This window comes from Corynebacterium sp. Marseille-Q2823 (assembly GCF_903645345.1).
GTDB classification, from domain to species: Bacteria; Actinomycetota; Actinomycetes; order Mycobacteriales; family Mycobacteriaceae; genus Corynebacterium; species Corynebacterium hiratae.
Map to the genome: position 1 here is coordinate 1 of NZ_CAHJXS010000009.1, position 24,885 is coordinate 24,885.

The 24,885-nt window shown below is 60.8% G+C and carries 24 protein-coding genes and 1 tRNA gene; 14 read left to right on the forward strand and 11 right to left on the reverse strand.

Features of this window, described 5'->3' with window-relative positions; translation table 11 throughout:
• The 6 genes from HWX44_RS10180 to HWX44_RS10205 all read right to left on the reverse strand — a co-directional run.
• Nucleotides 1-3,361 (reverse strand): ATP-binding protein (locus tag HWX44_RS10180; protein WP_175974503.1); only part of this gene is annotated, 3,361 nt, incomplete at its 3' end.
• A complete protein-coding gene (locus HWX44_RS10185; RefSeq protein ID WP_070679910.1) occupies nt 3,354-4,019 on the reverse strand; it encodes a DUF4194 domain-containing protein in 666 nt (221 codons plus the stop codon). The genes HWX44_RS10180 and HWX44_RS10185, both read right to left, overlap by 8 nt.
• Nucleotides 4,016-5,488 (reverse strand): DUF3375 domain-containing protein, encoded by a 1,473-nt coding sequence (locus HWX44_RS10190; RefSeq protein WP_175974505.1) that lies wholly within the window; start codon nt 5,486-5,488, stop codon nt 4,016-4,018. The genes HWX44_RS10185 and HWX44_RS10190 overlap by 4 nt, the downstream gene beginning before the upstream one ends.
• Before the next feature lie 136 nt (nt 5,489-5,624).
• Nucleotides 5,625-5,858: a hypothetical protein gene (locus HWX44_RS10195; RefSeq protein ID WP_070545535.1), complete on the reverse strand. Its 234-nt coding sequence runs from the start codon at nt 5,856-5,858 to the stop codon at nt 5,625-5,627.
• Nucleotides 5,851-6,762 carry a hypothetical protein gene (locus tag HWX44_RS10200; RefSeq protein ID WP_175974507.1) on the reverse strand — a complete coding sequence of 304 codons (912 nt, stop codon included), beginning with the start codon at nt 6,760-6,762 and terminating at the stop codon, nt 5,851-5,853. Before HWX44_RS10200 ends, HWX44_RS10195 begins: the two co-directional genes overlap by 8 nt.
• Before the next feature lie 87 nt (nt 6,763-6,849).
• Entirely contained in the window at nt 6,850-9,114 is a 2,265-nt protein-coding gene (locus tag HWX44_RS10205) for a DEAD/DEAH box helicase (protein ID WP_175974509.1), read from the reverse strand.
• Between the two features lie 351 nt (nt 9,115-9,465).
• On the opposite strand from HWX44_RS10205, the gene HWX44_RS10210 reads away from it, so the two are divergent.
• Together HWX44_RS10210 and HWX44_RS10215 are read left to right on the forward strand one after the other, a co-directional pair.
• Nucleotides 9,466-9,909 carry a helix-turn-helix domain-containing protein gene (locus HWX44_RS10210; protein ID WP_070510649.1) on the forward strand — a complete coding sequence of 148 codons (444 nt, stop codon included), beginning with the start codon at nt 9,466-9,468 and terminating at the stop codon, nt 9,907-9,909.
• 58 nt (nt 9,910-9,967) lie between these two features.
• On the forward strand, nt 9,968-10,540 hold the full coding sequence (locus HWX44_RS10215) for a PIN domain-containing protein (RefSeq protein WP_046647076.1): 573 nt from the start codon (nt 9,968-9,970) through the stop codon (nt 10,538-10,540).
• A gap of 65 nt (nt 10,541-10,605) precedes the next feature.
• On the opposite strand, the gene HWX44_RS10220 is transcribed toward HWX44_RS10215, so the two are convergent.
• Nucleotides 10,606-11,490 (reverse strand): AAA family ATPase, encoded by an 885-nt coding sequence (locus HWX44_RS10220; protein ID WP_254868174.1) that lies wholly within the window; start codon nt 11,488-11,490, stop codon nt 10,606-10,608.
• On the reverse strand, nt 11,477-11,923 hold the full coding sequence (locus HWX44_RS13365) for a hypothetical protein (protein ID WP_254868175.1): 447 nt from the start codon (nt 11,921-11,923) through the stop codon (nt 11,477-11,479). The genes HWX44_RS10220 and HWX44_RS13365 overlap by 14 nt, the downstream gene beginning before the upstream one ends.
• Before the next feature lie 203 nt (nt 11,924-12,126).
• On the opposite strand from HWX44_RS13365, the gene HWX44_RS10225 reads away from it, so the two are divergent.
• From HWX44_RS10225 to HWX44_RS10260, 8 genes are all read left to right on the forward strand, one after another.
• Nucleotides 12,127-12,501 (forward strand): hypothetical protein, encoded by a 375-nt coding sequence (locus tag HWX44_RS10225; protein ID WP_254868180.1) that lies wholly within the window; start codon nt 12,127-12,129, stop codon nt 12,499-12,501.
• A 106-nt stretch (nt 12,502-12,607) separates the two neighbouring features.
• Nucleotides 12,608-12,931, forward strand: coding sequence for a hypothetical protein (locus HWX44_RS10230; RefSeq protein ID WP_175974511.1), 324 nt, complete (start codon nt 12,608-12,610; stop codon nt 12,929-12,931).
• A 75-nt stretch (nt 12,932-13,006) separates the two neighbouring features.
• Nucleotides 13,007-13,147 (forward strand): hypothetical protein, encoded by a 141-nt coding sequence (locus HWX44_RS10235; protein WP_175974513.1) that lies wholly within the window; start codon nt 13,007-13,009, stop codon nt 13,145-13,147.
• Nucleotides 13,148-13,250: 103 nt separating this feature from the next.
• Nucleotides 13,251-13,327 (forward strand) — tRNA-Ile (locus HWX44_RS10240).
• Between the two features lie 131 nt (nt 13,328-13,458).
• Nucleotides 13,459-13,908, forward strand: coding sequence for a Panacea domain-containing protein (locus HWX44_RS10245; RefSeq protein WP_070700639.1), 450 nt, complete (start codon nt 13,459-13,461; stop codon nt 13,906-13,908).
• A gap of 184 nt (nt 13,909-14,092) precedes the next feature.
• Entirely contained in the window at nt 14,093-15,166 is a 1,074-nt protein-coding gene (locus HWX44_RS10250; protein ID WP_049156865.1) for a trimeric intracellular cation channel family protein, read from the forward strand.
• Nucleotides 15,167-15,214: 48 nt separating this feature from the next.
• Complete coding sequence (locus HWX44_RS10255) at nt 15,215-16,813, forward strand: peptide ABC transporter substrate-binding protein (protein ID WP_232745382.1); 1,599 nt, start codon at nt 15,215-15,217, stop codon at nt 16,811-16,813.
• A 43-nt stretch (nt 16,814-16,856) separates the two neighbouring features.
• Nucleotides 16,857-18,422: a mechanosensitive ion channel family protein gene (locus tag HWX44_RS10260; RefSeq protein ID WP_070821147.1), complete on the forward strand. Its 1,566-nt coding sequence runs from the start codon at nt 16,857-16,859 to the stop codon at nt 18,420-18,422.
• A 153-nt stretch (nt 18,423-18,575) separates the two neighbouring features.
• On the opposite strand, the gene HWX44_RS10265 is transcribed toward HWX44_RS10260, so the two are convergent.
• On the reverse strand, nt 18,576-20,225 hold the full coding sequence (locus HWX44_RS10265; protein WP_158380962.1) for an alkaline phosphatase D family protein: 1,650 nt from the start codon (nt 20,223-20,225) through the stop codon (nt 18,576-18,578).
• A 154-nt stretch (nt 20,226-20,379) separates the two neighbouring features.
• On the opposite strand from HWX44_RS10265, the gene HWX44_RS10270 reads away from it, so the two are divergent.
• From HWX44_RS10270 to HWX44_RS10280, 3 genes are all read left to right on the forward strand, one after another.
• On the forward strand, nt 20,380-21,039 hold the full coding sequence (locus tag HWX44_RS10270; RefSeq protein ID WP_071407342.1) for an excalibur calcium-binding domain-containing protein: 660 nt from the start codon (nt 20,380-20,382) through the stop codon (nt 21,037-21,039).
• 10 nt (nt 21,040-21,049) lie between these two features.
• On the forward strand, nt 21,050-21,853 hold the full coding sequence (locus tag HWX44_RS10275; protein WP_175974515.1) for a serine hydrolase domain-containing protein: 804 nt from the start codon (nt 21,050-21,052) through the stop codon (nt 21,851-21,853).
• Between the two features lie 400 nt (nt 21,854-22,253).
• Nucleotides 22,254-22,685, forward strand: coding sequence for a hypothetical protein (locus HWX44_RS10280; protein WP_144013795.1), 432 nt, complete (start codon nt 22,254-22,256; stop codon nt 22,683-22,685).
• A gap of 12 nt (nt 22,686-22,697) precedes the next feature.
• On the opposite strand, the gene HWX44_RS10285 is transcribed toward HWX44_RS10280, so the two are convergent.
• Both HWX44_RS10285 and HWX44_RS10290 read right to left on the reverse strand, forming a co-directional pair.
• Nucleotides 22,698-23,477: an HAD-IIA family hydrolase gene (locus tag HWX44_RS10285; protein ID WP_046647087.1), complete on the reverse strand. Its 780-nt coding sequence runs from the start codon at nt 23,475-23,477 to the stop codon at nt 22,698-22,700.
• Nucleotides 23,474-23,776, reverse strand: a complete 303-nt coding sequence (locus HWX44_RS10290; RefSeq protein ID WP_071407336.1) for an acyl carrier protein — start codon at nt 23,774-23,776, stop codon at nt 23,474-23,476. Before HWX44_RS10290 ends, HWX44_RS10285 begins: the two co-directional genes overlap by 4 nt.
• 26 nt (nt 23,777-23,802) lie before the next feature.
• On the opposite strand from HWX44_RS10290, the gene HWX44_RS10295 reads away from it, so the two are divergent.
• A complete protein-coding gene (locus HWX44_RS10295) occupies nt 23,803-24,819 on the forward strand; it encodes an alpha/beta fold hydrolase (protein WP_175974518.1) in 1,017 nt (338 codons plus the stop codon).
• Nucleotides 24,820-24,885: the final 66 nt, after the last annotated feature.

Genomic DNA, 24,885 nt, shown 5'->3' on the forward strand with positions numbered 1-24,885 from the left:
GTTCGGGGTTGGGGGTGGAGAGAGAGGAGGCGTCGATAAGCGAATAACCTGTGCGCGCCTGCGGGCAGCCGTTGATGATGGGCTCGTCGTAGTTGACCACGATGGTGCCATCCACGTAGGGCGAGAGCGTCTGGATGAGCTTGAAAGGCGTGGCCAGAATCATGTGGAAACCAAAGGAGGCGAAGACGGACATGGCCGTGCGGGTAAAGGTGGGATCGGCGCGGTCAAAGGCCTCATCCAAGATGATGGAGCCATAGGTAGGCACATCCTGGTCCGGTTCCGCCAGCCGGAAGCGCAGGGCCGCAGCCAGGCAGAAGAAGACGAGTTTTTGTGCTTGGCCGCCGGAGAGCGACGCGGAATCCTGATAGGTGTTGGCCGTGGTGCCATCGGGGTAGCGCTCGCGGCCGATGAAGCTGACATGGCGGCGGGTATCCAAGACCACGTTGCGCCAGCGGATATCCTCCGGGTGGCTGGAGCCCAGTCGACTCAAGATCTTGTCCAGGGCGTGGTAGCGCCGCAGGGCGGCATCGTGCTCATCCTCGCTGATTTCGGCCAGGCTGTGGGAGGTAGCTGCATCCAGGTCCCGCTGGAAGTCGTGGACCACCTGTCCGCGGGCATCCTTGACGTCAATGCGCAGGGTTCGCTCACCGTTGAAGGGCGAGCGCTCCAGGGACTTGTTGATGAACTCCATGCGCGTTTCGATATCGCCGCGTGCATGGCGCAGAGAGGAAGCCAGGTGGGACAGGTTCTGGACGGTTTGGCCGTTGAGCAACTCCAGGAATCGGGTGCGGAAATCCGCCAGGCGGTCAGCGCGTAGGTACTTCAGCTTCTCTATGCCTTCGCCGGCGAAGCTGGCCTGCGGTTCCAAGTCGGCGGCTTCTGCCGGCCACTGGGACAGGTAGGCGTGGAGGACGGAGACGATCGTGTCGTTGGCTTCCTCGATGCGGCGCGCGGCTGCGCGGGCAGCGTCCTGTAGCTCGGCCTGTACTTCATCGCGCCGGGTATCGATGTTATCGATGGTGAGCGTGCGTTTGCCTTTGTGCAAGGCCTCTTCGACGGCCTTTGCGATGTCCTTATTCGCGATTTCCGGCACGGTGCCGATGACGTGGCGGCGCTCTGTGGAGCGCTTCAGCTCGCCTTCGACATTGCCGAGGTGCTTCTGCGCCTGGTTGAGCTGGGCGCGGGCCGCATCCAGTTTTTCCTTGGCGTGCTGATGAGCAGCGGCCAAGGCCTGGGCCTCCGGGGAGGATGCCAGGGAATCGTATTGTTCTTGAAGGTCCTGCTTGCGTGCCTTCGCGGAGGCGGTGTCAATGTCCTGGAATTTCGTGTCCAGCACCTGCTGGGCTTTATCGCGCTGGGCGCGCAGGATGTCCATCTTCCGGTTGAGGTCGTGGACCTGCCTGGCTGCGGCGCTGGCGGTGGCTTTGGCCTGTGTTAACTGGGAGCGCAGTAGCTCAATCTTGGCGGTGTTGGTGGAACCCACCCGGTACCATGCGGTACCGGCAAAGCGCCTGCGGTCATCCTTGATGAAACGCGTGGAGCCGTCCTTGTCCTTGGGGCGGCTTTCCAGGCCATCGCGGGTAACGGCCGGAGTTCGGGTGACCTTGTCCAGTTCCGCTACCGACTCCACACATTCATAGTTGAAGCGGTGCGAAATGTGTTGGCGTACCCACGCCGTCATGGGGTGATCCTGGAACTCCAGCTTGTGGATGAGCTGCCGCGGACTGCGCGCGGAGGCTGGCGCCGACGTGAACTCCGGGATGGTGCGGTATTCCAGTCGGGTGCCCACGTTGCGGGAGTTGACCCACTGGTTAATGGCTTTCCGGGCTTCCTCCGGCACGAGGAGGGTGGCGGCGAAACCGTGCAGGAGCTTTTGGATGACCGGCTCCCAGTCCGCCTGCTGCGGGCTGATGTCTATCAACTCGCCGGCGAAGGGAAGCTCGGATTCGGCATAGCCGGTATCGCGGGCGAGTTGGGAGCGCAGCTCCACTAGAGCCTTGTCGATATTGGTGCGCCGCGAGCTGAAAGAGCGCAGCTCGCTATCCAGGCGCGCGCAGGCGGTGGCCGCGTCGCGGGCTGCCACGCCGGCTTCCTGCTGCTGGTTCGTCAGATCGGCGGAGTCGGTCTCGAAATCGGAGAGTCGTAGCTGGGCGTTGGCCTGCAGCTCAGCGAAACCTTGCGGGCTGAGCTCATAGTGCTCGGTCCATTGGCCCGCGGCAGCAGCAAGGCGTTGGAATTCTTTGGAGCGGTGCGCAATCTCTATGTCAGCGGTCTCCATCTTGGCGCGCAGGGCATCGAGCTCGCCGGCGCTGAGCTGGGAAACGGCCATCGCGGCGCGGCGCTCCGCATCATCGAGGTGGGCGACATCGGCCTCAAGGGATTCCACTTCCGACTGGGCCTCTACCTGCTGGGCGTTCAGCGCGCGGATGCGAGAGTCCAGCTCCTCTGCCACCAGGCGAGCGCGCACGGCCGGCAGCGCCTCGCTCATGGCCTCCGCCTTGTGCTTATCTGCCTCCGCGGTCGCGCGCTGGGCATGCAGCTGGGGCAGGGGAGCGAGCGTATCAATCTGGGCCTTGACGTCCTCGACCCGCAGGTACGCTTGGCGCAGATCTTCAAACTGCTCCACGGCTTCCTCCGCCCGGGAGAAGGTCGAGGGCCGGTCCAGCATGTAGTCCCGGAAGAGCTGATCCAGGCTGGACAGCGACTTCGCGGACTGTGTGCGGTGGAGCAGCAGCTGGCCCTCCACGTTCTTGATGCCCAGGCGTTTGCGGAAACGATCCGCAAACGTGGCATATGTCGGCGTAAAGGACGCGCCGGGTCCCTTGTACAGGGCTTTGATCTTGCGGGTGTCCAGGCTACGAGCGAGCAAGGGGCTGAGCTTATCGACGTCCTCATCACCTGGCACCAGCCCATACAACTTCTTGATCTGGCCTACTGAGTTCTCACCGCCATTGAGGCGGAAGATAGCAATGAGCGTGTGTTGCTTGCCCGCGCCGTTGTCATAGGTCAGTGCTACCACCGAGTTGGTAGCCCCCTCCCGCAGGTACTCCGGGGCGATTTCGCCGGTCTGCGCGTTTTCCTGCTGTCGCCACGCGCCGCGCACGTAGGAGACGAGGCTGCGCCCGTTGTGCCGGCCGAGGTCCTGCTGCGAAGCTGCGTTGAACTTCAGGTGGTTCTGTGGAACCAAGACCGCCGACATCGCATCCAGCAGCGTGGACTTGCCGGAGCCCGAACCGCCGGTGATGAGGAAACCTTTGCGCGCCACCGGGATGGAAAAGTAGCCGTGGAAAGTGCCCCAGTTGATCAGCTCAATGCGGCTGATACGGAATTGTCCGGGGTACAGGCTGGTGTGGCTAGTCATCGGAAGTTTCCTCCTTCTCCTCATCTGCCTGCTCTTCCTCAGCCTGCGCCAGGCGGGCGTATTCGTCACGGATGGCGGTGACTGTGGAGGCGTCGAAAAGCTGGCGTAGCACCGGTGAGACCTCGAAGCGCCCCTCGGTCTCAGTAGCGCTCAGCAGTGAATAGTCGTTCTGAATGCGCTTAATGGCGGCGTTGAAGCGGCGGTTGAAACCGGCCTCATCGCGGTTGTCCACCGCGCGGACGTAACCGATTCCCTCCCGGAGGTCCTCGACGTCCACGATGACCCGCTCTCCGGGCAGCGCAAGCCCCAGCTCTTGGCGCAGGTTCAGCAGGATGGCGGTGTCGATGTGCTTGAGCTTATCCGTGCGCAGCACCTGCGGGATGCTCAAGGTTTCTTCCTCCACCATCCGGGTAAACGCGAAGCCCTCGGTCTCGTCCACGACGAGTTCTAGGAACACCTCATGCAGCCGGGCGCGGAGGTTCTCCTCATCCGAGATGATGGCGGCCCACAGCACCGGTTCCTTCTGCGCGCGAATGAGCGGGCCCTGTAGAAGCTGCACTAACGCGCGCCGCGAATGGTAGGTCAGCGAGCCTTTATCGTGCTCCCACAGCGGTGGCTCGTGGGCGGAATCGACGCGGGGAGTGTGTGCGGCGGTCACTGTAGCTCCTTAACGGTGGTGTGATCGAAATACTTGGCAGGGATATGGGCGCAGCGCACGGTGCCGTCCTCCTCGGTCCACGTGACCTTCTCACGCGATGGGCGGAGCACGGGCACCGGGTGCTGGTCGGCGATGTGCACCAAGCCCACCACGCTGGCAAGGCCCTGGGTTGGTGGATGGGCTTGCAGCACCTGGCCTACCGTGCAGGGGCCGGACTGGGCGACGGCCCCGCGTATCGCCTCGTGCAATTCTTCGAAGTCAATCTCTGATTCGCGCACCAGCTCATACAAGGCTTGCGGGTCTTCTGCGTCCGGTTGGTATGCCACTGGGGTTTCCTCCACGACTTCCCGTCCCGGGTTGGCTAGGCGGATACGGGAGACGGAGTGAATCGACATACCGATGCGCTGTAGCGGTGTCTCCATCCGGTGAAAGGCTTTGAGCTCGGAGTGTTGCGCGGCATCGATAGCCATGCCGCGGGCCTCCCGCAGTAGCTCAATCATGCGCCGGTCTTCCGCGAACTGCTCGGAGGAGACATAGTTGCGCAGGCTGCGTGCCAGCCCCGTCATGGTTTGGTTGACCTCGAAGCTGGTGTCTTCCATATCGCGGAAGAGCCTGCGCAGCTGCTGCCTCCTGTCCGGGGCCAATGCCTGCCCGGCTTCGCTGTCGAGGACCTCCGTGATCCACTGGTCCAACCAGGCGCTGCGCTCCCTATCCATCAAGAGGGAATAGAAGCCGCGGAAACTGCGCCCTGCGTCCGACTCCGCGATGTGGTCGACGCCGTTGAAGATCTCCTCCAGCACCTCGCCGCGATAGCCCTCTGGATCCAAAAGCTGGCGGCGCAGCTGGTGGTTGAGGGCTTCAAGCTCGTGGCGCACCCGGGCGAAATCGCTCGGCACGGCCATGGCCATGTTCAGAACGTCTTGGACGCGTTCTTCTGCCTCCGCGACGGTAAGCCTTTCGAACTGCCCGCGGCGGGCTTTCTCAATTTCACGGTCGATACGGTCGCGTTCTTCCTCCAAGCTGGCCACGCGGCTGGCGATGTCTTCGTTCGTATCCCGCGCTAGCCTTTGCAGAGCGGAGCTAATCGATTCCACGCGTGACGCCGTCACCGTGGTCACCGGTGCCTCCCAGCGCTCAATGGCTTCGAGCGCGGATAAGGCCTCCTCGCTGGGTTCGAGCGTTTCACCGTGGGAGCTCTTTCCGGATTTTCTGATGAGCCACCCGGCCTTGACCCAGTCATTGCAGTAATTCTGCGGCGTGCGAGGCATGGAAAACTCACTGGCCAACACCTCGAAATCGGTGACCATGAGCTCATACACCTCCGCCGCTGGGCGTGCCCTGGTGCCGCGCGGGAAGTACTCCGCGATCAACGCCAGAATCACGGGAGCGTTATCCGCGGCCAGGAGCCGGATCGCGGCGGAATCGCGCATCAAACGCCGCAGCGATAGGGCGCGTGCTTCAACAGACATGTCTTGATTCTGACAGGTGTGCCGGACATGCGCAGCGAAGACTGGCTCAAATATTCGAAGCCCGCTGTCTGGCATTCGACCTGCAGAGTGCAGGTCGAAATAATCACGCCCATGGCGGCGGGCCATGAGTGAAGCTTTAAGCTGCGTTCACCTGGTCGTCTTCTATCTCTACGCGGCCCATGAAATACCGGGAATGCGACTTTTTCAAGGATTCCAGGGAAGGTGCTGAAATATGGGCGATCTCAATATCAGGATCGTCGATCGCTGCTTCGCGGCGGAGGCGTTCCTTAAGCGCTTGCGTCGAGTCCGAGAATTGTTTGATGAAAGACTCGCCTGAGCGACGCTTGTAAGTGATTATGAAATCAGTCATTAATCTGTTCGCTTTCGATTGGCAGGCCAGGAAGGGCGTCTTGTAGTTTTCTCAGCGCTTTGAGGGTCTCATTGTTGTTCTCGGCAGTGTCTGCCAATTCTAACTCATAGCTCGCCATGTGCATATAGAACTTGGCTCGTTCTCTGTGTACTCGTGGGTCTACTGGGATGGCTCGTGATGTCGCGGCGATGGTCTGCAAACCACTTTGTGCTGATTCGTATCCCTCCTCCAGATCTGTCTCTATGCCGTAGAACTTGTCGGAGACTTCGAGCAAGTTTGCCCAAATAGATTGCAAGTCCGGATTCGCTGGGCGGTAGTCATCTTCGTAGCGAATTCGTCGGCCGGTAAGGTCTGCCAGTTTTTCAAATGTATTCGCCCATTCGGCTTGGAGCTGGGTACGCAATTGAATCTCCACGCGACCGGTAGGTTTGCTGGTAATCCATACATGCACCGCACGGTATCCTCGCTGGGGATTAGAGAGATAGTTCTTGATGGTTACTTCGGCATTGACTTGCTTGACTAGAACCTCGATAGCCTTGGCAATATCTAGCAGTACAGAGTGAGACGCGCCCAAATCGAAACGAACACCGGCGAAGTCCTGCATCGCCGATAAGCGGGATCCTCTCTTTAATTTGTCTGCGATGGATGACCTAGTTTTGACTCGGGCAGATTGTACTGCCTCGAAAGGTCCTCGACCGTCAGCGTCTATGGATTGAACCGCAGACGAAACGAGCTTCGTAGTTTCGTCTTTGAGCCATTCGTACCAAGCGATGATTTCTTCTTGGCAATCGGGCGGTGTACTGCGCTTTCCTACATAGAACTCCCCTAACTTGTCAATTTGTGAATTTGAGAAGGGACGCTTTTTGCAAAGGAACGTGGCGTCCGTATTTGTTTCATTGCTCACTTTTAACCTTTCCCCCGAGCAACGCACAATGATTTCAGTTGTGCATATCCCCTAACTTAGTAGCAATCAGTCAACCATGGGGCAGCTCTAACTGTTGTTGCGAGTGAATCCCTGCTTGGCTATGGTCGAGCTCCTCTTCCTGAAAGCCGAGGCGAGGGCAGGGACGTTGGCATCGAGAAAGTCGTGGACGGTGGCAGAGATGCTTTCCTTGTCATCGGTATCGCGAGTGACTCGGCCAACCTGCTGAATGACAACGCCGCGGAAGCTTACTGGGGCGGCCAGCACAAGAGTGTCCAGTGCGGGAAGATCGATGCCTTCGCCGGCTACCTGGGACATGGCTAAAAGGACGAAAAGCGGTGTGGTGGCAAGCTGTTCACGCACGGCCTGCCGTTCAGTGGCTTTCTGTCCGCCGTGGAGTTGGAGGACGGGGAAGGGGGCGTCGGTAAGCAAGGCGCTGAGGGCAGCGAGGTGTTCGCGTCTTTTTACTAGGACGAGGACAGTGTGCTCGCCCTGCGCGGCTTGTGTGATGACATCGGCGATGAGCTGGTTGCGGTGCTCATCCACCGCCAGAGCGGTGTCGAGGTCGGGCCAGAAAAGGTAAGGAGCATCGTAGGTGAAGTCCGTGTTGTGGACTACATAGTTGCGTTGCCCAGGGCGATCAAGCTCGACGGTATGGCGGATAGGGCCGCAAATGAGAGGCAGTAACTTATCAAGACCGTCGGAACGGTACGGAGTCGCAGTCATGCCGAGCATAAAACGAACGTTGAGTTGCGCGAGGACATTGGTTAAACCTGCAGCCCCGACCCGGTGGCATTCGTCAACGATGATGTGGCCGTAGCCGGAGAGACAGTCAGTCTTGGAATCACTACGGCTGATGGACTGCGCTGTGACAATGTCTACCACGCCGCTGAGCTTCTTCTTAGCGCCGGAGTATTGCCCGACGTGGACATCTGGAAGAAACTGCTTGAGTGCTTTGTTCCATTGGGTAGCAAGCTCCCTCGAAGGGACGATAACTGCGGTGGGCACTGACCGCTGGGCGATGATTGCACAGGCCATGACGGTCTTTCCAGTGCCGGGAGGAGCAATGAGCATTCCAGACTTGTGTTTGAGCATCTGTGTGACGGCGGAATGCTGGTAGGGGCGTAGTTCGCCGGCGAAGGATGCATCGATGCGCTGTGGTTTCGGCGTATGGCCGCGGCGGGTGACGGTATATCCTGCGGTTTTCAGAATATCGAGGACGTCATCGAGCGTGCCGCGGTCGAGCGTGAGGATCTGGTCCTTCTCATCAAAGCGCACGATGATCCGTGGAGTTCCGAAGGTGGAGAAACGCTGGGCTTGCTTGATATAGAACTGCGGGTTAGCAATAGCGCCGAGGTGTCGCAGGGCCGAACGAGTGGTGGCGTCGACGCCCGATAAATCGACGTGGACGTGCGAATCGTGCGTGACGTGGACTTTCCCAGAAGCCTTGAGCCTCTTTAGTTCTGCGCGGGTTGGGGCCTGGGGAAGGGATGTCTCGGGATCGGGCTGAAGCTCAGCGTAGATTCTCTTGAGTTCGGCGAGCCCCGATTTCTTCGTCCTAGCCAGGGCCTCGAATTGGTCAGGCAATGCTTGAAAATCACTGTCGACGAAGACCGTTGTGCCTTCGGATCGATGGTGGCCAGCCAATGGGAGGGCAATCAGGTTGCCGAAACCGCGGCCTTTCGCCGGCAGAGTGTCTTGGGAAGGGAAGAAACGGTCGAAACTGGAGAAGTAGGAATCCGGGCTAGCTTTGGCAAGAAGTCCGATGCCCACGGAACGGGCGAGGCTGGCAGGAATAGGTTCGTCGAAGAATACCCAGACGTGAGCTCCGTTCCCAGAGCGTGAAACCTCTATGAGTGGATCGAGTCCATGGTTCTTACATTCTTCGGAGTAGGCGCGGGCGGCTTGCTTGAAGTCGTCATCGTCGAAATCGCAGACTAACAGCCGGCAGCTATCATCTGTGCACAGTGGGTAAAGACCAACGTGGAAGTGGTTGTCCCGGCGCAAATGCCCTTCGATCACCTTCGGTGTTAAGGGTTTCAGGTCGGGGTTTCTTCGGTCATAGTAGCCATTGCTGGCCGGATACCAGGCCTTCTTTTCCGCAGTATTTTTAGCCACTGCGTAGACGTCTGTCCTCCCCGCGAAGTAATCCATGAAGAGCGCAATCTTCTCCTCCGGTGAGCGCCTTTCAGAATGAACGTTAGCCGGCGGCGGTGTGTCTGCGGGACTAGGGCGCGAGGGCGCATGATCGAGGGCCTGCAGCAGCTGGGCTACCTGGGATTCTAGTTCGCTAACGCGAGCTTCAAGCGCTTCGAGGCGTTCCTGTTCAGTCATGGCGTGTGTTCCTTGTGCGTCGGAACTAGTTTATATGACGGCATGCGGCTAAATGCCTTGGCGTTGTATTGCTTAGACTTAATCGCACGACGATCCGGTCACCGGAACGTTGTCGCCTGGAGCCGCGTAGGCTCCAGAGCTTTTTGCAGAGGGCGACTGGGGTCGCAGTGATAGGCTGCGCGCTTCAAAAGACAAGCCTTGATTCTGACAGGTGTGCCGGACATGCGCAGTATGTGGAGCATTGAGGTGGCCTCTAGCCATTCGTGCGCAACTTGGTTATCCTTGAGGGAAGTTTCACTTGTAAGCGAAAGGCGTTTCAGGTGTAAGTGTCACGCTGGGAAAGGAGCGCTGATGACTGCCTCTGCACTCATCAACGATCGGCTCATGATCGAAGAAACTACTCTCAAAGAGCTGAAGTCGCTGCAGACTCTCGAGGCAGCGAGCTTTCGGGTAGCAGATGAGCACGGGCGCCCAGTCCCGTTGTCGCGTGATGTTCAGCGATTGATTTCTCAGGTCTTGGCTTCTGTCGCGCAGCGAGGGGAAGTCACAATCTCTCGCATTCCTGAGGAGCTCACCAGTACAGTAGCTGCCGAGCTGTTAGGCATCTCGCGTCCAACGCTCATGAAATGGGCAAAGGAAGGAAGGATAGCTACCCACAAGCGCGGAACACATACGCGGTTTAAGCGTGAGGATGTCCTGCAGTTGAAGCGCCAGCGCGCTGAGGAACGCGTGAAAGCGTTCCAAGAATGGCGTGCATTCGAAGAGGAGAACGAGAGTTTCTTTTCACAGTCCTAGGTGCATTGAGAACTGCTAGAAACTGCACTGGGCTAACGCGGTTACTATCCTCGAGAACATGCCGCAAAAGGTATTCGTTGACGCAAACATTTTAGTGAGCCGTACAATCCTAGATTGGCTTTTTGCGCTGCAGATTTTATCTGGAGACATGTTTGTGTTCTATACGTCTCAAGACGTACTTGCGGAAACGGTACGGGCGATGCGGCGGAAACATCCCACAGCACCTGGGAGAATTATCAAGGACCGTGTCGAGAAGATCGGTGCGGTGATGGAGGAAATCATTGATGATTTTCCCGGAGACATGCCTTTCGACGGTTTGGATCGTCATGACTACCATGTCCACGCGGCGGCTTTCGCCTCACAAGCCGACATCATCCTTACTGATAACTCGCCCCAGGATATAACCATTACTGCCAGCGAGCAGCGCTACGAGATAATGAATGCGGATGCATTCCTCATGCTCATTCGCGATTCCGCTCCAAACTTAGTGATTGAATGTACGAGTCAGCAGCTGGAGTATTGGCAGAAAAGGAAGGGCTTTCAGAGCCTAGACGATGCGCTGAGGAGAGCGGGTTGCGACAATTTTGCCAGCGCTGTGCGTGAAGCCTTGCAGGCGCTCGCGCAGCGCTAGTTTCATCCGCTCAGCGCTTGTAGCCGCAGACTTTCCAGTGGTCGGTGGTGCTATAGCCCGCACTTCTATGCCCCAGCCCTCACGAGCTCCTTGAGGGCGTCGAGAGCCTCACGGGAGGCGGTGCCGTAGCGCTCGCGTAGGAAGCGGTGGGTGGCGTCGGGGTTGTCTAGGGAGACATCGCTAAGATTGAGCAGTTCTGATTCGCCGGCGTCGGTCTTCTCCACGGACCAGAAGCTTTCCGGGCGCAAGCCCAGCTCGCTGGAGCGCTCAAGCACGCTGAAGGCGTGGGAGGCAAAGATGAGCTGCGCGCCGTTGACGTTGATGCTGGGCTCGCGGAAGGCATAGATGATGAAATCCAGCAGCGCTGGGCGCAGGGCGGAATCCAGCTCGTCAGCAACCAGGAACCCGCCGCGGCGCAGGGTGTCCAGGACCAGGGGAGCGGTGGCCATCCAATTCTGCGTGCCGCCGGATTCATCGGTCAGCTTCAGCGCATAGTAGGAGTCACCGGCTTTGTGTTCCACGATGATGGAGTGCAGCAAAGACTCGATCTCCGCATCGGAGTAGTCCTGGAATTCATCGGGGCGCCGGATGCTGCCGGCGCTGCGGCTGAGAGCATCAATGACCGGGCGCATCTGGCGGAAGACGTGCTCGGGGATGTGGTCCTGGTTCAGCCGCACGGAGTGGATTCCTGAATCGGCCGCGCGCAGCAGCGCGGCAGCCTCATGCAGGTGCAGCTTGCCCTCACGGATAAGGGTGGTGATGCGGGAGGCAGTACTCATGGAGGTATGGCCGTGCGGCAGGTAGGACACGTCGTGCACCAGGGCGCGTGCCAGCGGGGCGAGGATGGGGTGCTCATCGCGCAGTCCAGCGGACAAGAGCAGCTCGGTGCCATCGACGGGGCCAAGCTTGGCGACGTCCCCTTCATCCATAAAGGACTTAGTCCACTGCACGTCCTCCCCGCGAGTCCGCACGAAGCAGGGGCTCCAGCGGGTCGAGGGCACGCGGCTGAGCCACTCGGCGTGCACGCCGGTAAAGCTCCACTGAAGCCGTAGAGGTAGCGCACGCCATCGAGTTCGAACTCCAGCTCAAAGGTGCTGGGCAGGCGTTGCGTGCGGGGTTGAGGCGGTACGGGGCGTGGGAGTTGGTTGGGTGGGGCGTCGGCAGCAGGCGGTGGCGGAGGACTCGATGGCGAGCAGGCGAAGGCGAGGGCGTTGAGATGCTTTTGCCGGAAGCGGTGGGGCCGATGAGTACGGAGATGGGATCGCTAACCTGCGCCCAGCCTTCTTCCGGGCCGGTGGAGTGCTGCCAGTCGTGGTAGAGCGTGAGCGTTTGGGTGGCGCGGATGCTGCGGAAGTTGGACACGCTAAAGGAAAGGAGCCTCATGATCACGAGACTACAAGCTCCCAGATTCTTCATCAGATAAGTCTTTCCTAGGTCGGGCGCTGAGTTTTCGTTCTCGCCCCATGCCTTAACCCAGCCGGCGCTGGTAGCGTTTTACTACACACCGCAAAAGCAACCACAGGAGGCTACATCCTATCGACAGCTCTATTACCGATCTGCTCTTATACATCGGTTTAGTGTTGGTCATGGTGGCCTACTGGACCTTCTACATCCGGTACGTGCGGCGGATTCCAGGATCGGAAGAATGGTACGACTCAGCCGAGCCGGAAGGCGCAGAAAGTGATGGCCTCCTCTTCATTTATCCTTATGGCACGCTCTTGATGGGCGCTGGCGGTGCCTTGGGGCTGGTCGTAAGTATGGGCCTTCCCGAGCCTGTCGAAAAAGTGTTAGGTGCTCTGTTCATGGCGGCCATGCTCATCGCACTCATTGGGTTTACGGGCGCGTTCGGGATACCGCTTCCGTGGCCTTTTGTTCCGCGTTGGGTCGTCGACATTCGCAAAGCAAAACGTGCTCGGAGACGCGAGCGCAGGCAAGCTAGGAAAATGAAAAAGAAAGAATAGGCCTGGTAACTGACGCAGAGGCCGAAGCCAGTATGTAGTGGGTCTAGGGCTGAGCGTCGTCAGTTTTGTAGGTGAAAGTAGCGGCGATGCACGCTAGGCTTTTGGCATGAAGTATCGGAACGTTCAGATCAGCTCCGTCGCGGCGCTTGTCATGAGCCTGTTAGGCGCGGCGTTCTTTGCTTTGGGGCGGGTCATATTTGGTGTCGGCGGATGGCTCGCATTCTTTACCCTTCCGGCCGGCGGCATCGTGGTCCTTGCGCTGTTAGTTTTGTGGCTCATCCCCGTACGTACCCCGAAGGAAGATGAAGGGGGCGGAACGTACAAGGCCTTCGGGTGGCGCGAGTCGTGGGCATTCATTGCTGTGACCGTGTTCCTCTTCCTGGCCGGCTTCTTTTTGGTCGATTACGGCGATACCGACGAGAGCGTGTAATCCGCCTTCACCCAGATTGTCGGTCGGTGGGCCTTAGACCTGTCCTCGATACTCTTTTGGCTCAGCGTTTTCGGGGTGATCGCCTCCTACGTTATCGGGGTCGTTGTGTCGGTGAAGGGGCAGAAGGTCGCTGACGAAGACCAGGCGCAGAGTTCAGGCCCGGGAGACCTGGACGAGGCAAACCTTGGCGAGGATCTCAGCCAGGACGAGCCCTAAATTGCCGTTTTCTGGGCCTGCCGATTAATGTTGCTGGGAGCGGATTCGCTGTGTGCGTGAGTGCTGGCTCGGTGCTGGTGCGGAATGCAGACAGGGAATACGCGGGGCTATAGCTCAGTCGGTTAGAGCTACGGACTCATAATCCGTTGGTCCCGGGTTCGAGCCCCGGTAGCCCCACCACGCAAAGCTTCCATTGCTTACCGCTTGTATGCTGCCCCTGGGGAGGGCCCCTTTACGCCTTTTCGAGCGTTGGGATGGTGGCATGTCTGGGGCCTGTTGTACGCTTGGCGGGAACTGGAAGGAGGGCAGACATGGAACAATTTAAGGCGCGGCAAATCGCCGAATGGTTTGTAGCGTGGGCTGATGAAACTGATGATGCTGAGATAACGCAGCTTAAGCTTCAGAAGCTTCTCTACTACGCTAAAGGGCTGCATATGCGCAGTTCTGATGGCCTGCCGCTTTTTCCTGAACGCATGGAAGCATGGGCACATGGCCCAGTAGTTGTAGACGTCTACCATGACGTTAAGCACTACGGAAAGCTTCCCATCGACCCCGATGAGTTCATCTCGGATGATTTCGACTGGGATGATTACCGCGACGTTGAGCGGGATTTGATTGAGGTGTGGGACAAATATGGCCCCTACTCCGCATGGGCATTGCGGAATAAAACCCACACTGAATCTCCTTGGAAAAAGAACTTCGTCGAGGGCAAACGCGGGCTGGAAATAACGGATGCCGATCTGAAGAACTATTTCTGCTAGCCGTGGGCAAGAAAAGTAAACGACGGGGAAGTGTTTTATGTCCTTTGGATTGAGAAAGCCTACAACGAGCTCTACGTGCATTAGCTTCTTTTCTTAAGCCTTAGTCCCTACCAACAAGGCGGTCCGTCTAAAGCACTAGAGTCTTAATGCGAGAATCCGCGCGCTACCCGATACGATGACCACCATGAGCGTTGTCGAGATGGACCCATTGATCGAGTCGCTGTACTACTGGTCCGACATTATTGGTGTCCTCCTCATGGGCATCATCGGTGGCACCATGGCCCGGCAGCGCGGCTATGACATCGTGGGCTTCTTTTTCATCGCGATGTTCTCTTCCCTCGGCGGCGGCATGATCCGTGACGTGCTCATCAACCGCGGCACCGTCGCCGCGATGAGCCAGCCGGAGTATCTCTACCTGGCGTTCACCGGTGCTATCATCGCCCGCTTTGTCTACTTCAAGGGCAAGACATGGGACTACGTGCAGTCGCATGGTGATGCGGTGGTCTCGGCCCTGTGGGCGTCGACAGGCGCGCTCAAAGCCATCGCCTACGGCCTGCCCCTGATTCCCTGCATCATGATGGGCGTGTTCACGGCTACGGGCGGCTCCATGATCCGTGACATCGCCATGGGGCGCGAGCCCGCCGTCTTTGGTGATAACACCCCCACCGTGATCCCCGCGGTGGCCTGCGCGCTGGTGGTCTTGGGCGCAGACTCGGTCGGCTACTTGGCGTGGGGGGTTATTCTCGGGCCGGTTGTGTCCTTTGTCCTCACCATGCTGGGCATCTGGGCGGGCTGGCGCGTGCCTGCACGCCAGGAGTGGGCGCCGGTCAATGACACCGCGGCCTACGTCATGGTCATGGCGCGCAAGGCGGAAAGCAAGGGGCGTGCCGTGGGGCGTCGTCTAGAGCCCACGAAGCTTCGCTCCTGGCGCCACAACCAGATGGAAAAGGCCCTGCAACGCCGCATCGAGCGCGAAGTCCGAGCCGGCAAGCGCCGTGCGGAAGCCGCCATCGATGCCTCCGAGTTCCTCGACTCCTTCAACGAGGAAGTCGCAGAGATGTCGGAGATGATGGAGCCGGCCGTCGCGGAAGCGGAGTCCTCCGACTTCGGTGTGGACCTAAGCGGTGACTCCTACGAGGAACAGAGCGCTGAGGGGCCAACGCCGCGCGAGCTTTTGGATCGCATCTTGGCTGATGATCAGCTCACCGATGAATTGGTGGAAAGACTCATGCGCCGATATGAAAAAAGAGATGATTAGAACCTGAGAAATGCTTTAACCTAGTGATGAAAGTGAGGTGATGGACGCGTGACGTCGAGGCGTTCTTTTCTGGGTATGCTCGCGGCGCTGGCGGTGTCGGGCGTTGCGGCCCCCACCCTGGCGGGCTGCGGAACGGAACCGGAGCGCATGGATACCTCGGGAATGAATCTCATTACTACCGATATCTCGGAGCCGCAGCGCTCCCTCATCCCGGCCGATTCCAACGACGTGCCAGGCCAAACCATCATCAACCTGGTGTACTCGGGCCTGATGTACCTGGATAAGGACGGCGGCGCCCATTACGACATGGCGGAATCCGTCACGCAGGTTGATGACACCACGTTTGACGTGCAGATTCGTGAAGACGCGGTGTTCTCCGATGGCTCGAAGGTCAGCGCGCAGGACTTCGTCGATACGTGGAATACGGCAGTGCGCCAGTCCCTGCTTTCCGCACATCACTTTGCGCCGATTCTCGGTTTCAATGAAGGCAGGAAGGAGATGCGCGGGCTGACGGTGACGGGGGAGAAGTCCTTCCGCATTGAGCTCTCGCGCCCCACGGCGGGCTTCATTGAACGCTTGGGTTATTCCGTCTTTTTCCCCATGCGCTCTGCGGATCAGGACAAGCTGAGTGAGCGCGGCACGGACCCGATTGGCAGCGGGCCATACCTGTTGGCCTCGTGGGAACGTGAGAAGGCGTTGACCCTCGTGCCGAACCCGCGTTATAAAGGGCCGCGACACCCGCAGAATGAGGGCATTAAGTTCGTCGTGTACGCCTCGGAGGAGCAGGCCTACGAGGATCTTGTGGCGGGCCGGCTGGACGTGCTGACGCGCATCCCGGCGGAGAAGCTCGGAAGCTTCGAAAAGGAGCTCGGCGCGCGGGCCCTTACTAAGCCTGGCGGTTCGATCATGGAGATCACCATTCCCGCCAACGATGCCAATTTCCGCGGCGAGGCTGGCCGCCTGCGCCGCCGGGCCCTGTCCATGGCGGTAGACCGAGAAAAGATTGCGCGGGACATCTTCCACGACCGAGTGACTCCGGCCAACAGCTTCGTAGCGCCGCTCTTCGGCTCCCCACCGCCTGCGCCGGAAGGTGCTGACGTGCTGACCTACCAGCCGGATAGAGCCCGCGAGCTGTGGGAACAGGCGGAGAAGCTAGACCCCTTTAAGGGGACGTTCAGCATCGCGTTTAACGCCGATGGCGGCCACAAGACGTGGGTCGATGCGGTGGCTCAGCAGGTGACGGATACCCTCGGTGTGCTCGCCGAAAGCAAGGAATTTGGGACCTTGAAGGAATTGCGTCGAGAGGTCACAGCGCGGCACATTACCGGTGCTTTCAGGACGATTTGGCAGGCGGAATTTCCGGATGAGTCGACCTTCCTGGTGCCGCTGTTTGCCTCCTATTCCTCAGAAAACGAGTCAGGTTTTCGCAGCACCGAATACGACGAGTTGCTGAAGAAGGTAGGCCAGGCGAAGGACCGGGAGGAGGCCCAGGAGTACTACTTGCAGGCCCAGGAGCTGTTGCTGGAGAAGATGCCGGCGATTCCGCTGTGGACGACTAAGGCATTCAGCGCCTACGGCAAGGACATCATCCCTGCTGGCTACACGTGGAAGCCCACTCCGAACTACTATCTCATCCACCGCGCTTGAGATTCCAAGGGTTCTGTCAGGCTGTAGGACTAGGCTTGGCGCAATGCTGAAGTATTACTTTTTCGCCATTTGGCAGGCCTTCGTTGACCATGGTTTGCCACTGCTAGGAATGCTGCTGTTGGCGATTCTCATCCCGCGCATCGGCCGCTTGGCGGTGCGGGTTATTGAGTCCCGCCTCGATGAAAACCAAGAGTCCACCAAGGCGCGCTTGGCGCTGGCCGGCGCGCTGGTCTATGTGGCACAGGCGGTGGCGTACTTCCTGCTCGTGTTGGCGGCGCTGGCCAACGTTGGAGTGCCTCCCCTGGGCGCGGCCATCCCGGCAACCGTGGTCTCGGCTGCCGTCGGTTTCGGCGCCCAGTCGATCATCGGTGATTTCCTCGCCGGTTTCTTTATCCTCTCGGAAAAGCAATTCGGTGTGGGTGACTATGTCAGCTTCGACGGAGTGACCGGCGTGGAGGGCACCGTCGTTTCGCTGACCTTGCGCACGACGACGGTGCGTACGCCGACCGGTGAAGTTGTCATGGTGCCGAACGGTTCGGCGGGCGTGGTCACAAATTACTCGCAAGAGTGGTCGCGCGCGGTGGTGGATATTGCCATCCCGGTCCATGAGGGCGATTCCGTGCAGGAGCTGACCGAACAGGTAGAGAAGATTTCACAACGCGCCATCGATACCCCGGACATCCGCGCGGACGTGGCTGGTGAGCTCGACGTTCTGCCCGCTACTGGGTTGGTTGCTCCCACGGTGGCCGGCCAGCCATGGCAGGTGAAGTACCGCGTCTTGGTGCAGGTCAACCCCGCACGCCAGTGGGCGGTGGAGCGCGCGATCCGCTCGGCGCTGCTTTCTTCCTTCTGGGATCTGTACAAGCTGCCTAACACTGAAAACGTCGCGGGTGAAGTCCTGGAGGTGCTGGGCGGCGCGGTGGATGCCGATGCCCCCACCACCGTCATGCCGGCGGCAGGCGCTAACACCGAGTCGAGACAAGAGAGCTCGGCGTCCGAGACGGAAGCTATCGCCGCTGACGCTGTCGCTGACGCGGCCGCCGAAGCGCAAGACAGCAAGGATGACGGCCCAGGGCGCCCGGCCTATTCGGCCGAACCCGACGACGAGGAAGAGGATGATTACGGCCGCGGTATCTGGCGCGCGGATAAGCCGGAGAACAAGTGGGACTCCTTCTGGACGCTTGGCGGGCGCGTGCGTCGCTCCACCACAGGGCTTATCGCCGGGCTCGGCGCGATCAGTGTGCTGCTGTTAGCGTCCGCCAACCCAGACGGCGTGGAGAATGCCGGGTGGCTATCACCCTCGCGCTGGATGGGACAATCAGAGACAACGTCCGAGTCCACTCAGCCCTCCGAACCTTCGCCAACGCCACAAACCGCGCCACAGGACGAGCCTACCTATGTCTCGACGCCCGAGGAGCCGGTGGAAAGCGTGCAGGGCACAGTCACTGAAAACACCCCGGACAGTGAAGCCGTCTACGCACCTGTGAATCCAGGGGAACCGACAACCCAAACACCAGCGGAGGAAGGGGTCTCCGAAACTCCCGCGCCCACTGAGGGCGCACAGGCTACCGCTACTGAAGGGGCCTCGGAGCCTTCCGCCGAGATGTAGACCCGAAGGGGGCCGAGAGGCGCTGCACAGAGAGAGGTGAGAGAGACGCTTGGAGAGGGCGCACGAGAGATATGAGTGATAGGGAAGTGCAGCGGCGTAATGCGCTACACCTTATGTATCGGCCCATCGCCACCGATCGTTAACGCAAGCAAGCTAGCTCACAACTCCCGCGCCCGGCCTATAGGTCAGCGCATGCGCCTGCCTCACGGGGGAACCCGGCCTGAGTACATCATCCACGCGCAGCCAGTGCATCTGCGCCTCCTCGCGGCTCAGCGTGACGAAGCAATAGCCGTGGCTATCCAGCTCGACGTGGTGGCACTGCGGGTTGGCCTGGCGTAATACCTGTTCGGCAAGGCGGGAGACAGTATTGCCCGCGCGTAGGTTGAGCGCCTCGTTGATATTGGGCGCCGACACGGACCCGCACACCATCTCCGCGGCAACCACCTCCTCGCCCTTGCTAATCGTATGCGCCCATTCGGTGTGGATATCGCCGGTGAGGAACAGGGCGTGGGCAGGGGAGGCGCGGAGGGCGTCGATAAGCGCGCGGCGTTCTGCGGAGTAACCATCCCACTGGTCCCCGTTGACGGGAATCCCTGTGATGTTCTTCGTCAGGGCAGCAGCCACCTGTGCGGTCAGCGAATTCTCCTGCAGTGACACCAGGTTCAGCGGGGCAAACATCACCGAATTGCCCAGCAGATTCCACGTGGCCTGCGAGGTCTCAATCTTTCCCAGCAGCCAGTCATACTGCTCCGAGCCCAGCATGCTCCGGCCCTCTTTCATAAACGCCACCGGGTTCCATTGCGCCTGCTGGTCGCGGTAGGTGCGCAGGTCCATCATGGTCAGCTCCGCCAAATCGCCGAAGGTCAGTGAGCGGTACAGATGCCCGTCCTCGGAAGCCGCGGTGGCGCGCACGGGCATCCACTCGAAATAGGCGCACATGGCCGCCGTCTGCCGCTCCTGCCAGCTTCCTTCCGTGGCGGGGTCGTGGTTCTCCGCGCCGCCGGCCCAGTTATCGTTGGCCGTTTCATGGTCATCCCACACCACGATCCACGGCAGAGCGGCATGCGCTGCCTGCAGGTCGGGGTCGGTGCGGTAGCGCCCGTAGCGCGTGCGGTAATCCGCCAGCGTGGTGATCTCGTGCGCTGGGTGGTGCAGGCGCACCGGCCCAAACCCGGAGTATTCGCCGGCGGCGTACTCGTAGATGTAATCGCCTAAGAACACCATGTAATCCAGCTGCCCGGAGTGCGCGCGCTGGGCGATGTCCGCGTAAGCGCTGAAGAAGCCCGACTCCCAGTTCGCGCAGGAGGCGACCCCAAACGTGAGCTGCTCCGGCGAGGAGGTGGCCGCAGGTGCGGTCTTGGTCCGCCCGATGGGGGAGGAGACACCATCGACGAGGAAGCGATAAAAATACACGGTGTCCGGCTGCAGGCCGTGCGGGTCCACGTGGACGGTATGGTCACGGCTTGCGGAGGCAACCACAGTGCCGCGCTTGACAACGTCCCTCATCTCCCCATCCGCTGCCACCTCCCACTTCACGGTGACCGAGGGCCCTACGCCGCTGCCCGGCAGTGCCTCCTCGGTGGGCGTGATGCGCGTCCAGAGGATGACTGAATCCGGAATCGGATCGCCGGATGCCACTCCGTGCACGAAGGGCAGCGTGCCCGCGGGCGGCTCTACTAGCCCGAGGGAGGAGGTGGACGTGGGATCGGCTGCCGAGGCTGAAGAGGCGACGAGGGAGGCAGCGGTGGCTGTGGCTAATCCGGAGGCGTGGAGGAGGCGGCGACGAGTTAGAGAGCGGCGCATGGCTCTACGGTTTCTCCGCTGAGGCGGTGTCGCAACTTGGGGGCAGAGAATTCGCCCGCCGGTCAGGTGTGGTTTTCCGTGGCTTCACGTGTGCTTTACCCCTTGGGGTGGAGTAATTTCTTGCGGGGTGAGTTACGGGCTATAACTTATGCTTATGAAGAAGTTCTCTCGTGCGGTTCTCGCCGCCTCTGTCTCTGTTTCTCTCTCCCTGTCCGTTGTCGTCCCCGCTCAGGCGGAGACCGGTGCTTCCTACGAGGAGGCCCCCACCGCGGTTTCCTCTCCGTCTGATACGGGCGACCTCGAGTCCGGCCTGTCTTCGGAGCTGGATGTTGAATCCTCCAGCAAGGAGCTGGGCTCCTCCACCGAAGGCACTGGCTCCTCCAGCAAGGAGGAAGATGACGCCGAATTCGAGCAGTCTTCCCAGGGTGAGAGGATTGCCTTGGGCCTGGGCATTAGCGCAGCGCTTCTCGCGGCCATCGCCGGCGGCGTGTTCTGGGCCGTGCAGCAGGGAATCATCCCGAACCCGCTGCCGGGCGTGATTCCTTCGCCGAAGGCACAGGAGCCCGCACCTGCTCCGGCACCTGCACCTGCCCCCGCACCGCAGCCAGCTCCGGAACCGGCTCCTGCGCCGGCTCCCGCCCCTGCGCCTGCACCTGCCCCCGCACCGAAGCCGGCACCGGCTCCGGCCTACTACTCTCGCTGCGCCGATGTGTGGAACGCGCTGGGCCGCCCCATCTACCCGAGTGACCCGGGCTTCCGATCCAAGTTTGACCGCGATGGTGATGGCGTAGGCTGCGAGCGCGATCCTCGTTAAGCTGGAGCGCATGAGCGCTTTTTCTTCTCTTGAGTCCTGGCCCGTCGATACCGTTGCCGGTGCCTTGCTGCACCGCGGTGAGGTAGTAGAACAGGTCGGTGATGTCTCCCGCCGCTTCCCAGTAGCCTCCGTGACCAAGCTGGTGGCCGCCTATGGGGTGATGGTGGCAGTGGAGGAGGGCGCTGTGGAGCTGGATCAGCCTGCCGGTCCTGAAGGCTCCACGCTGCGCCACCTGTTGGCCCATGCCTCGGGGGTGGGCTTTGATACACGCGAGCCTCAAAAACCGGTGGGCGAGCGCCGTATCTACTCCTCGGCGGGCTATGAGTGGGCCGCCGAGGTAGTCGAGTCTGCAACCGAGATTCCTTTTGTTGACTACCTTGCGGAAGGCGTGTGCGCTCCGCTGGGTATGCAGGCCACCACCCTGGAAGGCTCGGCCGGGCACGGCTTGGTTTCTAGTGTGGAGGACCTAGCCGCCTTTGCCGCCGAGGTGTACGCGCCGCGTTTGCTGGATTCCTCCACCGTGGAAGACATGCGCAGCGTCCAGTTCCCCGGGCTGCGCGGGATTGTGCCGGGCTACGGCAGCTTCAAGGACTGCACGTGGGGGTTGGGCTTTGAAATCCATGGCGAAAAGAAGCAATGGATGGGCGGCTTGCCAGCCGATGCCGTGGGGCATTTCGGCATGAGCGGAACCTACCTGTGGGTGGCCGGTGAGTGGGCGATGGTGGCGCTCACGGACCGCGACTTCGGACACTGGTGCAAGCCGCTGTGGGCCGAGACCAATACGGCGATCTGGGAGGAGTGCCAGGCGCGCTAGCCATAGCCGCGGTGAAGAACTTGGATGGCGTAGCGGCGCACCGACAGGCGCCACAACGGGGGTAGTGGGGCACCTGTGGCGACCGCGCGCACATGATGCTCGTGAGCCCTCATGTGGCGAATGTGGTTAATGGGGTGAATTTCCGGGCGAAAGTCTCAACCTGATATTGAGGCAGCGGGGGCTTAAGTGCAGGTTGAGGGTTGTTGTGGCCTAAGTGGCGGGGGAAAATCGTGGGCACACAACGACGCACCGAGTGGCCACATACCGTGGCCACACCAATCGGTGTTCGCGCCTCGGCGCGAGTGGCGTGATGAAGACTAGTTCGTAGGGGAAGACGAAGCTCGTCTTGCGTCGGCGCATGCCGGCGTGCCATCACTCGCACGTCAAAGGAGTTTAAGGAGTGAATCAACGCGTTCACCCGCAGGTAGCCGGTGCAACCGCGCCGGCCCCTTCAGCCAGCCCACTTGGCAGCCCAGCGGATACGTGGCCCAACCGCGCCTGCGGTGAGGTCTGCACCGCCGTGCTGCAGATCTCGGGCATGCCGCGCAGCCTGCGCCCGGCCATCGAGCGCGCCATGGCTCGCTGTATTCGCAGCGAAAGCGAATTCATCGTCCCCGGCGATGACCCGCTGACCGCCCAGTGGTGTACCCGCTGGCGCCGGGACCCGCTGTGGGACGTTGTCGGCATAAAAGCCGACAACGCAGGCTGCACCGGAATCGGTTGCCAGCAAGTGCTCACCGGAACGCCCAGCGAATTGGAAGCGCTGGGCCGCGCGGTGGAGATGCTGGCGGGGGAGTACGGTTTTCGGGGCGTCGTCAAGCGTGCGGTCTAAGTCGGTGAAGGCCTAGTCCGCGAAGGGATCGAAGATGCGCTCCGGCAGGTCCGCCACGGAGTCAATGATGCGCGTCGGGCGGAAAGGATAGCGCTCGATGATGCGGTCATCGCTGATGCCGGAGCGCACCAGGATGCTGCGCATGCCGGCCTCGAGGCCTGACTTGACGTCGGTATCCATGCGGTCACCGATCATGACGGTGTTTTCCGAGTGTGCGCCGATGTTGTTCAAGGCGCTGCGCATCATGACCGGGTTCGGCTTGCCCACGTAGTAGGGCTCGCGGTTGGTCGCCGCGGTGATGAGTGCCGCGACAGCGCCCGTGGCCGGAAGCACGCCCTGCGGCGCGGGGCCCGTGACGTCCGGGTTGGTGGCAATGAAACGCGCTCCGTTGCGGATGAGATTGATGGCCGTGGTGATGGCTTCAAAAGAATAGGTGCGGGTCTCGCCCAAGACCACGAAATCGGCGTCCCGGTCATTGAGGATCCAGCCGGCCTCGTGCAGCGCGGTGGTCAGGCCGGACTCGCCCACGACATAAGCCGTGGACAGCCCCGCCTGGTTGGAGAGGAAGGCCGCAGTGGCCGTCGCTGAGGTCCAGATGCGCTCGGCCGGGATGTCCAAGCCGGTGTTCTGCAGGCGTGCTGACAGGTCCCGCGGAGTGGACATCGAGTTATTGGTCAGCACCATGTACTCGATGTTGTTGTCCTTCAGCGCTTGGATGAATTTATCCGCGCCGGGAATCATCTCCCCTTCCTTGATGAGGACGCCGTCCATGTCAGAGAGGTAAGAAATCACGAGTGTTCCTCCACGTAGTCAGCAAGTTCGCCCACCGTGGTTACGGAGAGCATGGTTTCTTCATTAAGGCGGACCCCGCAGGCTTCCTCGAGGCGCACGGCTAATTCGATGCGCTCGAGTGATTCAACCCCCAGGTCCTCCAGCTTTGCTTCGCGCTCTAGTCCTTCCTCCACGCCGGTTACCTTCGTGATGAGGCGCGTCAGTTCGCTATAGGCGTCGCCGGCGGGTGCAGAATCCTGCTCTTCGGCCGGCGCGGAGCCGAAACGGGCTTGGAGTTGCGCTGAAAGGTCATTAGCCATGGGGCCCAGTCTAGTATTGAAATGTCATGGTTATTCGAGCACGTTCCTCCGCCGTCGCGCGCAGCTGGTCGCGCCGGGTTCGCCCCCGCATGCGTGCCATCGAGCACGCCGTCCACAATGAGCTGCATGATCTCACGACTGAACCGGGCCTGACTGCGGTGAGCGACTCGGGCTTCGTCGACAACGACGGCGTGCGCGTGGCGTGGTACGAGGTGGGCCCTGCGGATGCGGAGGTCACCGCGGTCTTCATCCACGGCTATTGCCTGTCTGCTGAGAGCTTCTATTCCCAGGTCAACGACGTGCGCCGCAACTATCCCACGGTGCGCTGCCTGCTTGTCGACGTCCGCGGCCACGGCCAATCCACCCACGTCGCCCCCGCGCAGTGCACGGTTCGGGGCGCGGCCGACGATGTGCTGGCCGTCATCGCTGAGCGTGCCGCCGAGGGGCCGTTGGTGCTGCTTGGGCACTCGATGGGCGGAATGATTGCGCTTAACCTGCTGCGCCGCGCACCGCGCCAGATCTTTGACCGCGTTGAGGGGATGGCGCTGGTGGCCACCTCTATGCAGCGCTTTGCCGCCGCAGGCGTGGCTCGCATCTTGGAATCGAAGACCCTCGGCGCGGTCTACCGCGCGTGCTTGAAGCTGCCCCGTCGGCTCAACCGGGTGCGCTTTGAGGTAGCGGCAGTCATCGCCCCGGCTTTCGCGGCGCTGCTGCAGGGCTTTCCACAAATGGACAAGCTGCAATTCCACGTGGCGATGCTGCTGGATACGCCGATGTCGAGCTATGCGGGCTTCTTCGATGACTTGGTGGAGCACTCTGAGTTCGGCGCAACGGCCCGGCTGCGCAGCGTGCCGGGCGAAATCGTGGTGGGCCAGCATGACATCGTGACCCCGCACCGCCAATCGGAGGTGATTGCCCGCCACTGGCCGGACTCCACCCTGACCGTCATCGACGGTGCTGGCCACATGGTCATCCTGGAAGAGCCCAGCGAGGTCTCCAAGGCCTTGGGCCGGGTCCTCGATCGCGTGCTCGGCGGCGACTAAGCCGAGCGATAATGCCGGCTAAGTCCTTTGTCGACGGCGGCAGGGCCTTTTGTTGGCGGTGGCTGA

Bases quoted from the DNA above. Each gene is read 5' to 3' on its own strand.
- HWX44_RS10190 (WP_175974505.1), bottom strand. From the start codon at position 5,488: ATGTCTGTTGAAGCACGCGCCCTATCGCTGCGGCGTTTGATGCGCGAT.
- HWX44_RS10195 (WP_070545535.1), bottom strand. From the start codon at position 5,858: ATGACTGATTTCATAATCACTTACAAGCGTCGCTCAGGCGAGTCTTTC.
- HWX44_RS10205 (WP_175974509.1), bottom strand. From the start codon at position 9,114: ATGACTGAACAGGAACGCCTCGAAGCGCTTGAAGCTCGCGTTAGCGAA.
- HWX44_RS10210 (WP_070510649.1), top strand. From the start codon at position 9,466: ATGACTGCCTCTGCACTCATCAACGATCGGCTCATGATCGAAGAAACT.
- HWX44_RS10215 (WP_046647076.1), top strand. From the start codon at position 9,968: ATGCCGCAAAAGGTATTCGTTGACGCAAACATTTTAGTGAGCCGTACA.
- HWX44_RS13365 (WP_254868175.1), bottom strand. From the start codon at position 11,923: ATGAGGCTCCTTTCCTTTAGCGTGTCCAACTTCCGCAGCATCCGCGCC.
- HWX44_RS10225 (WP_254868180.1), top strand. From the start codon at position 12,127: ATGGTGGCCTACTGGACCTTCTACATCCGGTACGTGCGGCGGATTCCA.
- HWX44_RS10230 (WP_175974511.1), top strand. From the start codon at position 12,608: ATGAAGTATCGGAACGTTCAGATCAGCTCCGTCGCGGCGCTTGTCATG.
- HWX44_RS10245 (WP_070700639.1), top strand. From the start codon at position 13,459: ATGGAACAATTTAAGGCGCGGCAAATCGCCGAATGGTTTGTAGCGTGG.
- HWX44_RS10250 (WP_049156865.1), top strand. From the start codon at position 14,093: ATGAGCGTTGTCGAGATGGACCCATTGATCGAGTCGCTGTACTACTGG.
- HWX44_RS10260 (WP_070821147.1), top strand. From the start codon at position 16,857: ATGCTGAAGTATTACTTTTTCGCCATTTGGCAGGCCTTCGTTGACCAT.
- HWX44_RS10265 (WP_158380962.1), bottom strand. From the start codon at position 20,225: ATGCGCCGCTCTCTAACTCGTCGCCGCCTCCTCCACGCCTCCGGATTA.
- HWX44_RS10270 (WP_071407342.1), top strand. From the start codon at position 20,380: ATGAAGAAGTTCTCTCGTGCGGTTCTCGCCGCCTCTGTCTCTGTTTCT.
- HWX44_RS10275 (WP_175974515.1), top strand. From the start codon at position 21,050: ATGAGCGCTTTTTCTTCTCTTGAGTCCTGGCCCGTCGATACCGTTGCC.
- HWX44_RS10290 (WP_071407336.1), bottom strand. From the start codon at position 23,776: ATGGCTAATGACCTTTCAGCGCAACTCCAAGCCCGTTTCGGCTCCGCG.
- HWX44_RS10295 (WP_175974518.1), top strand. From the start codon at position 23,803: ATGGTTATTCGAGCACGTTCCTCCGCCGTCGCGCGCAGCTGGTCGCGC.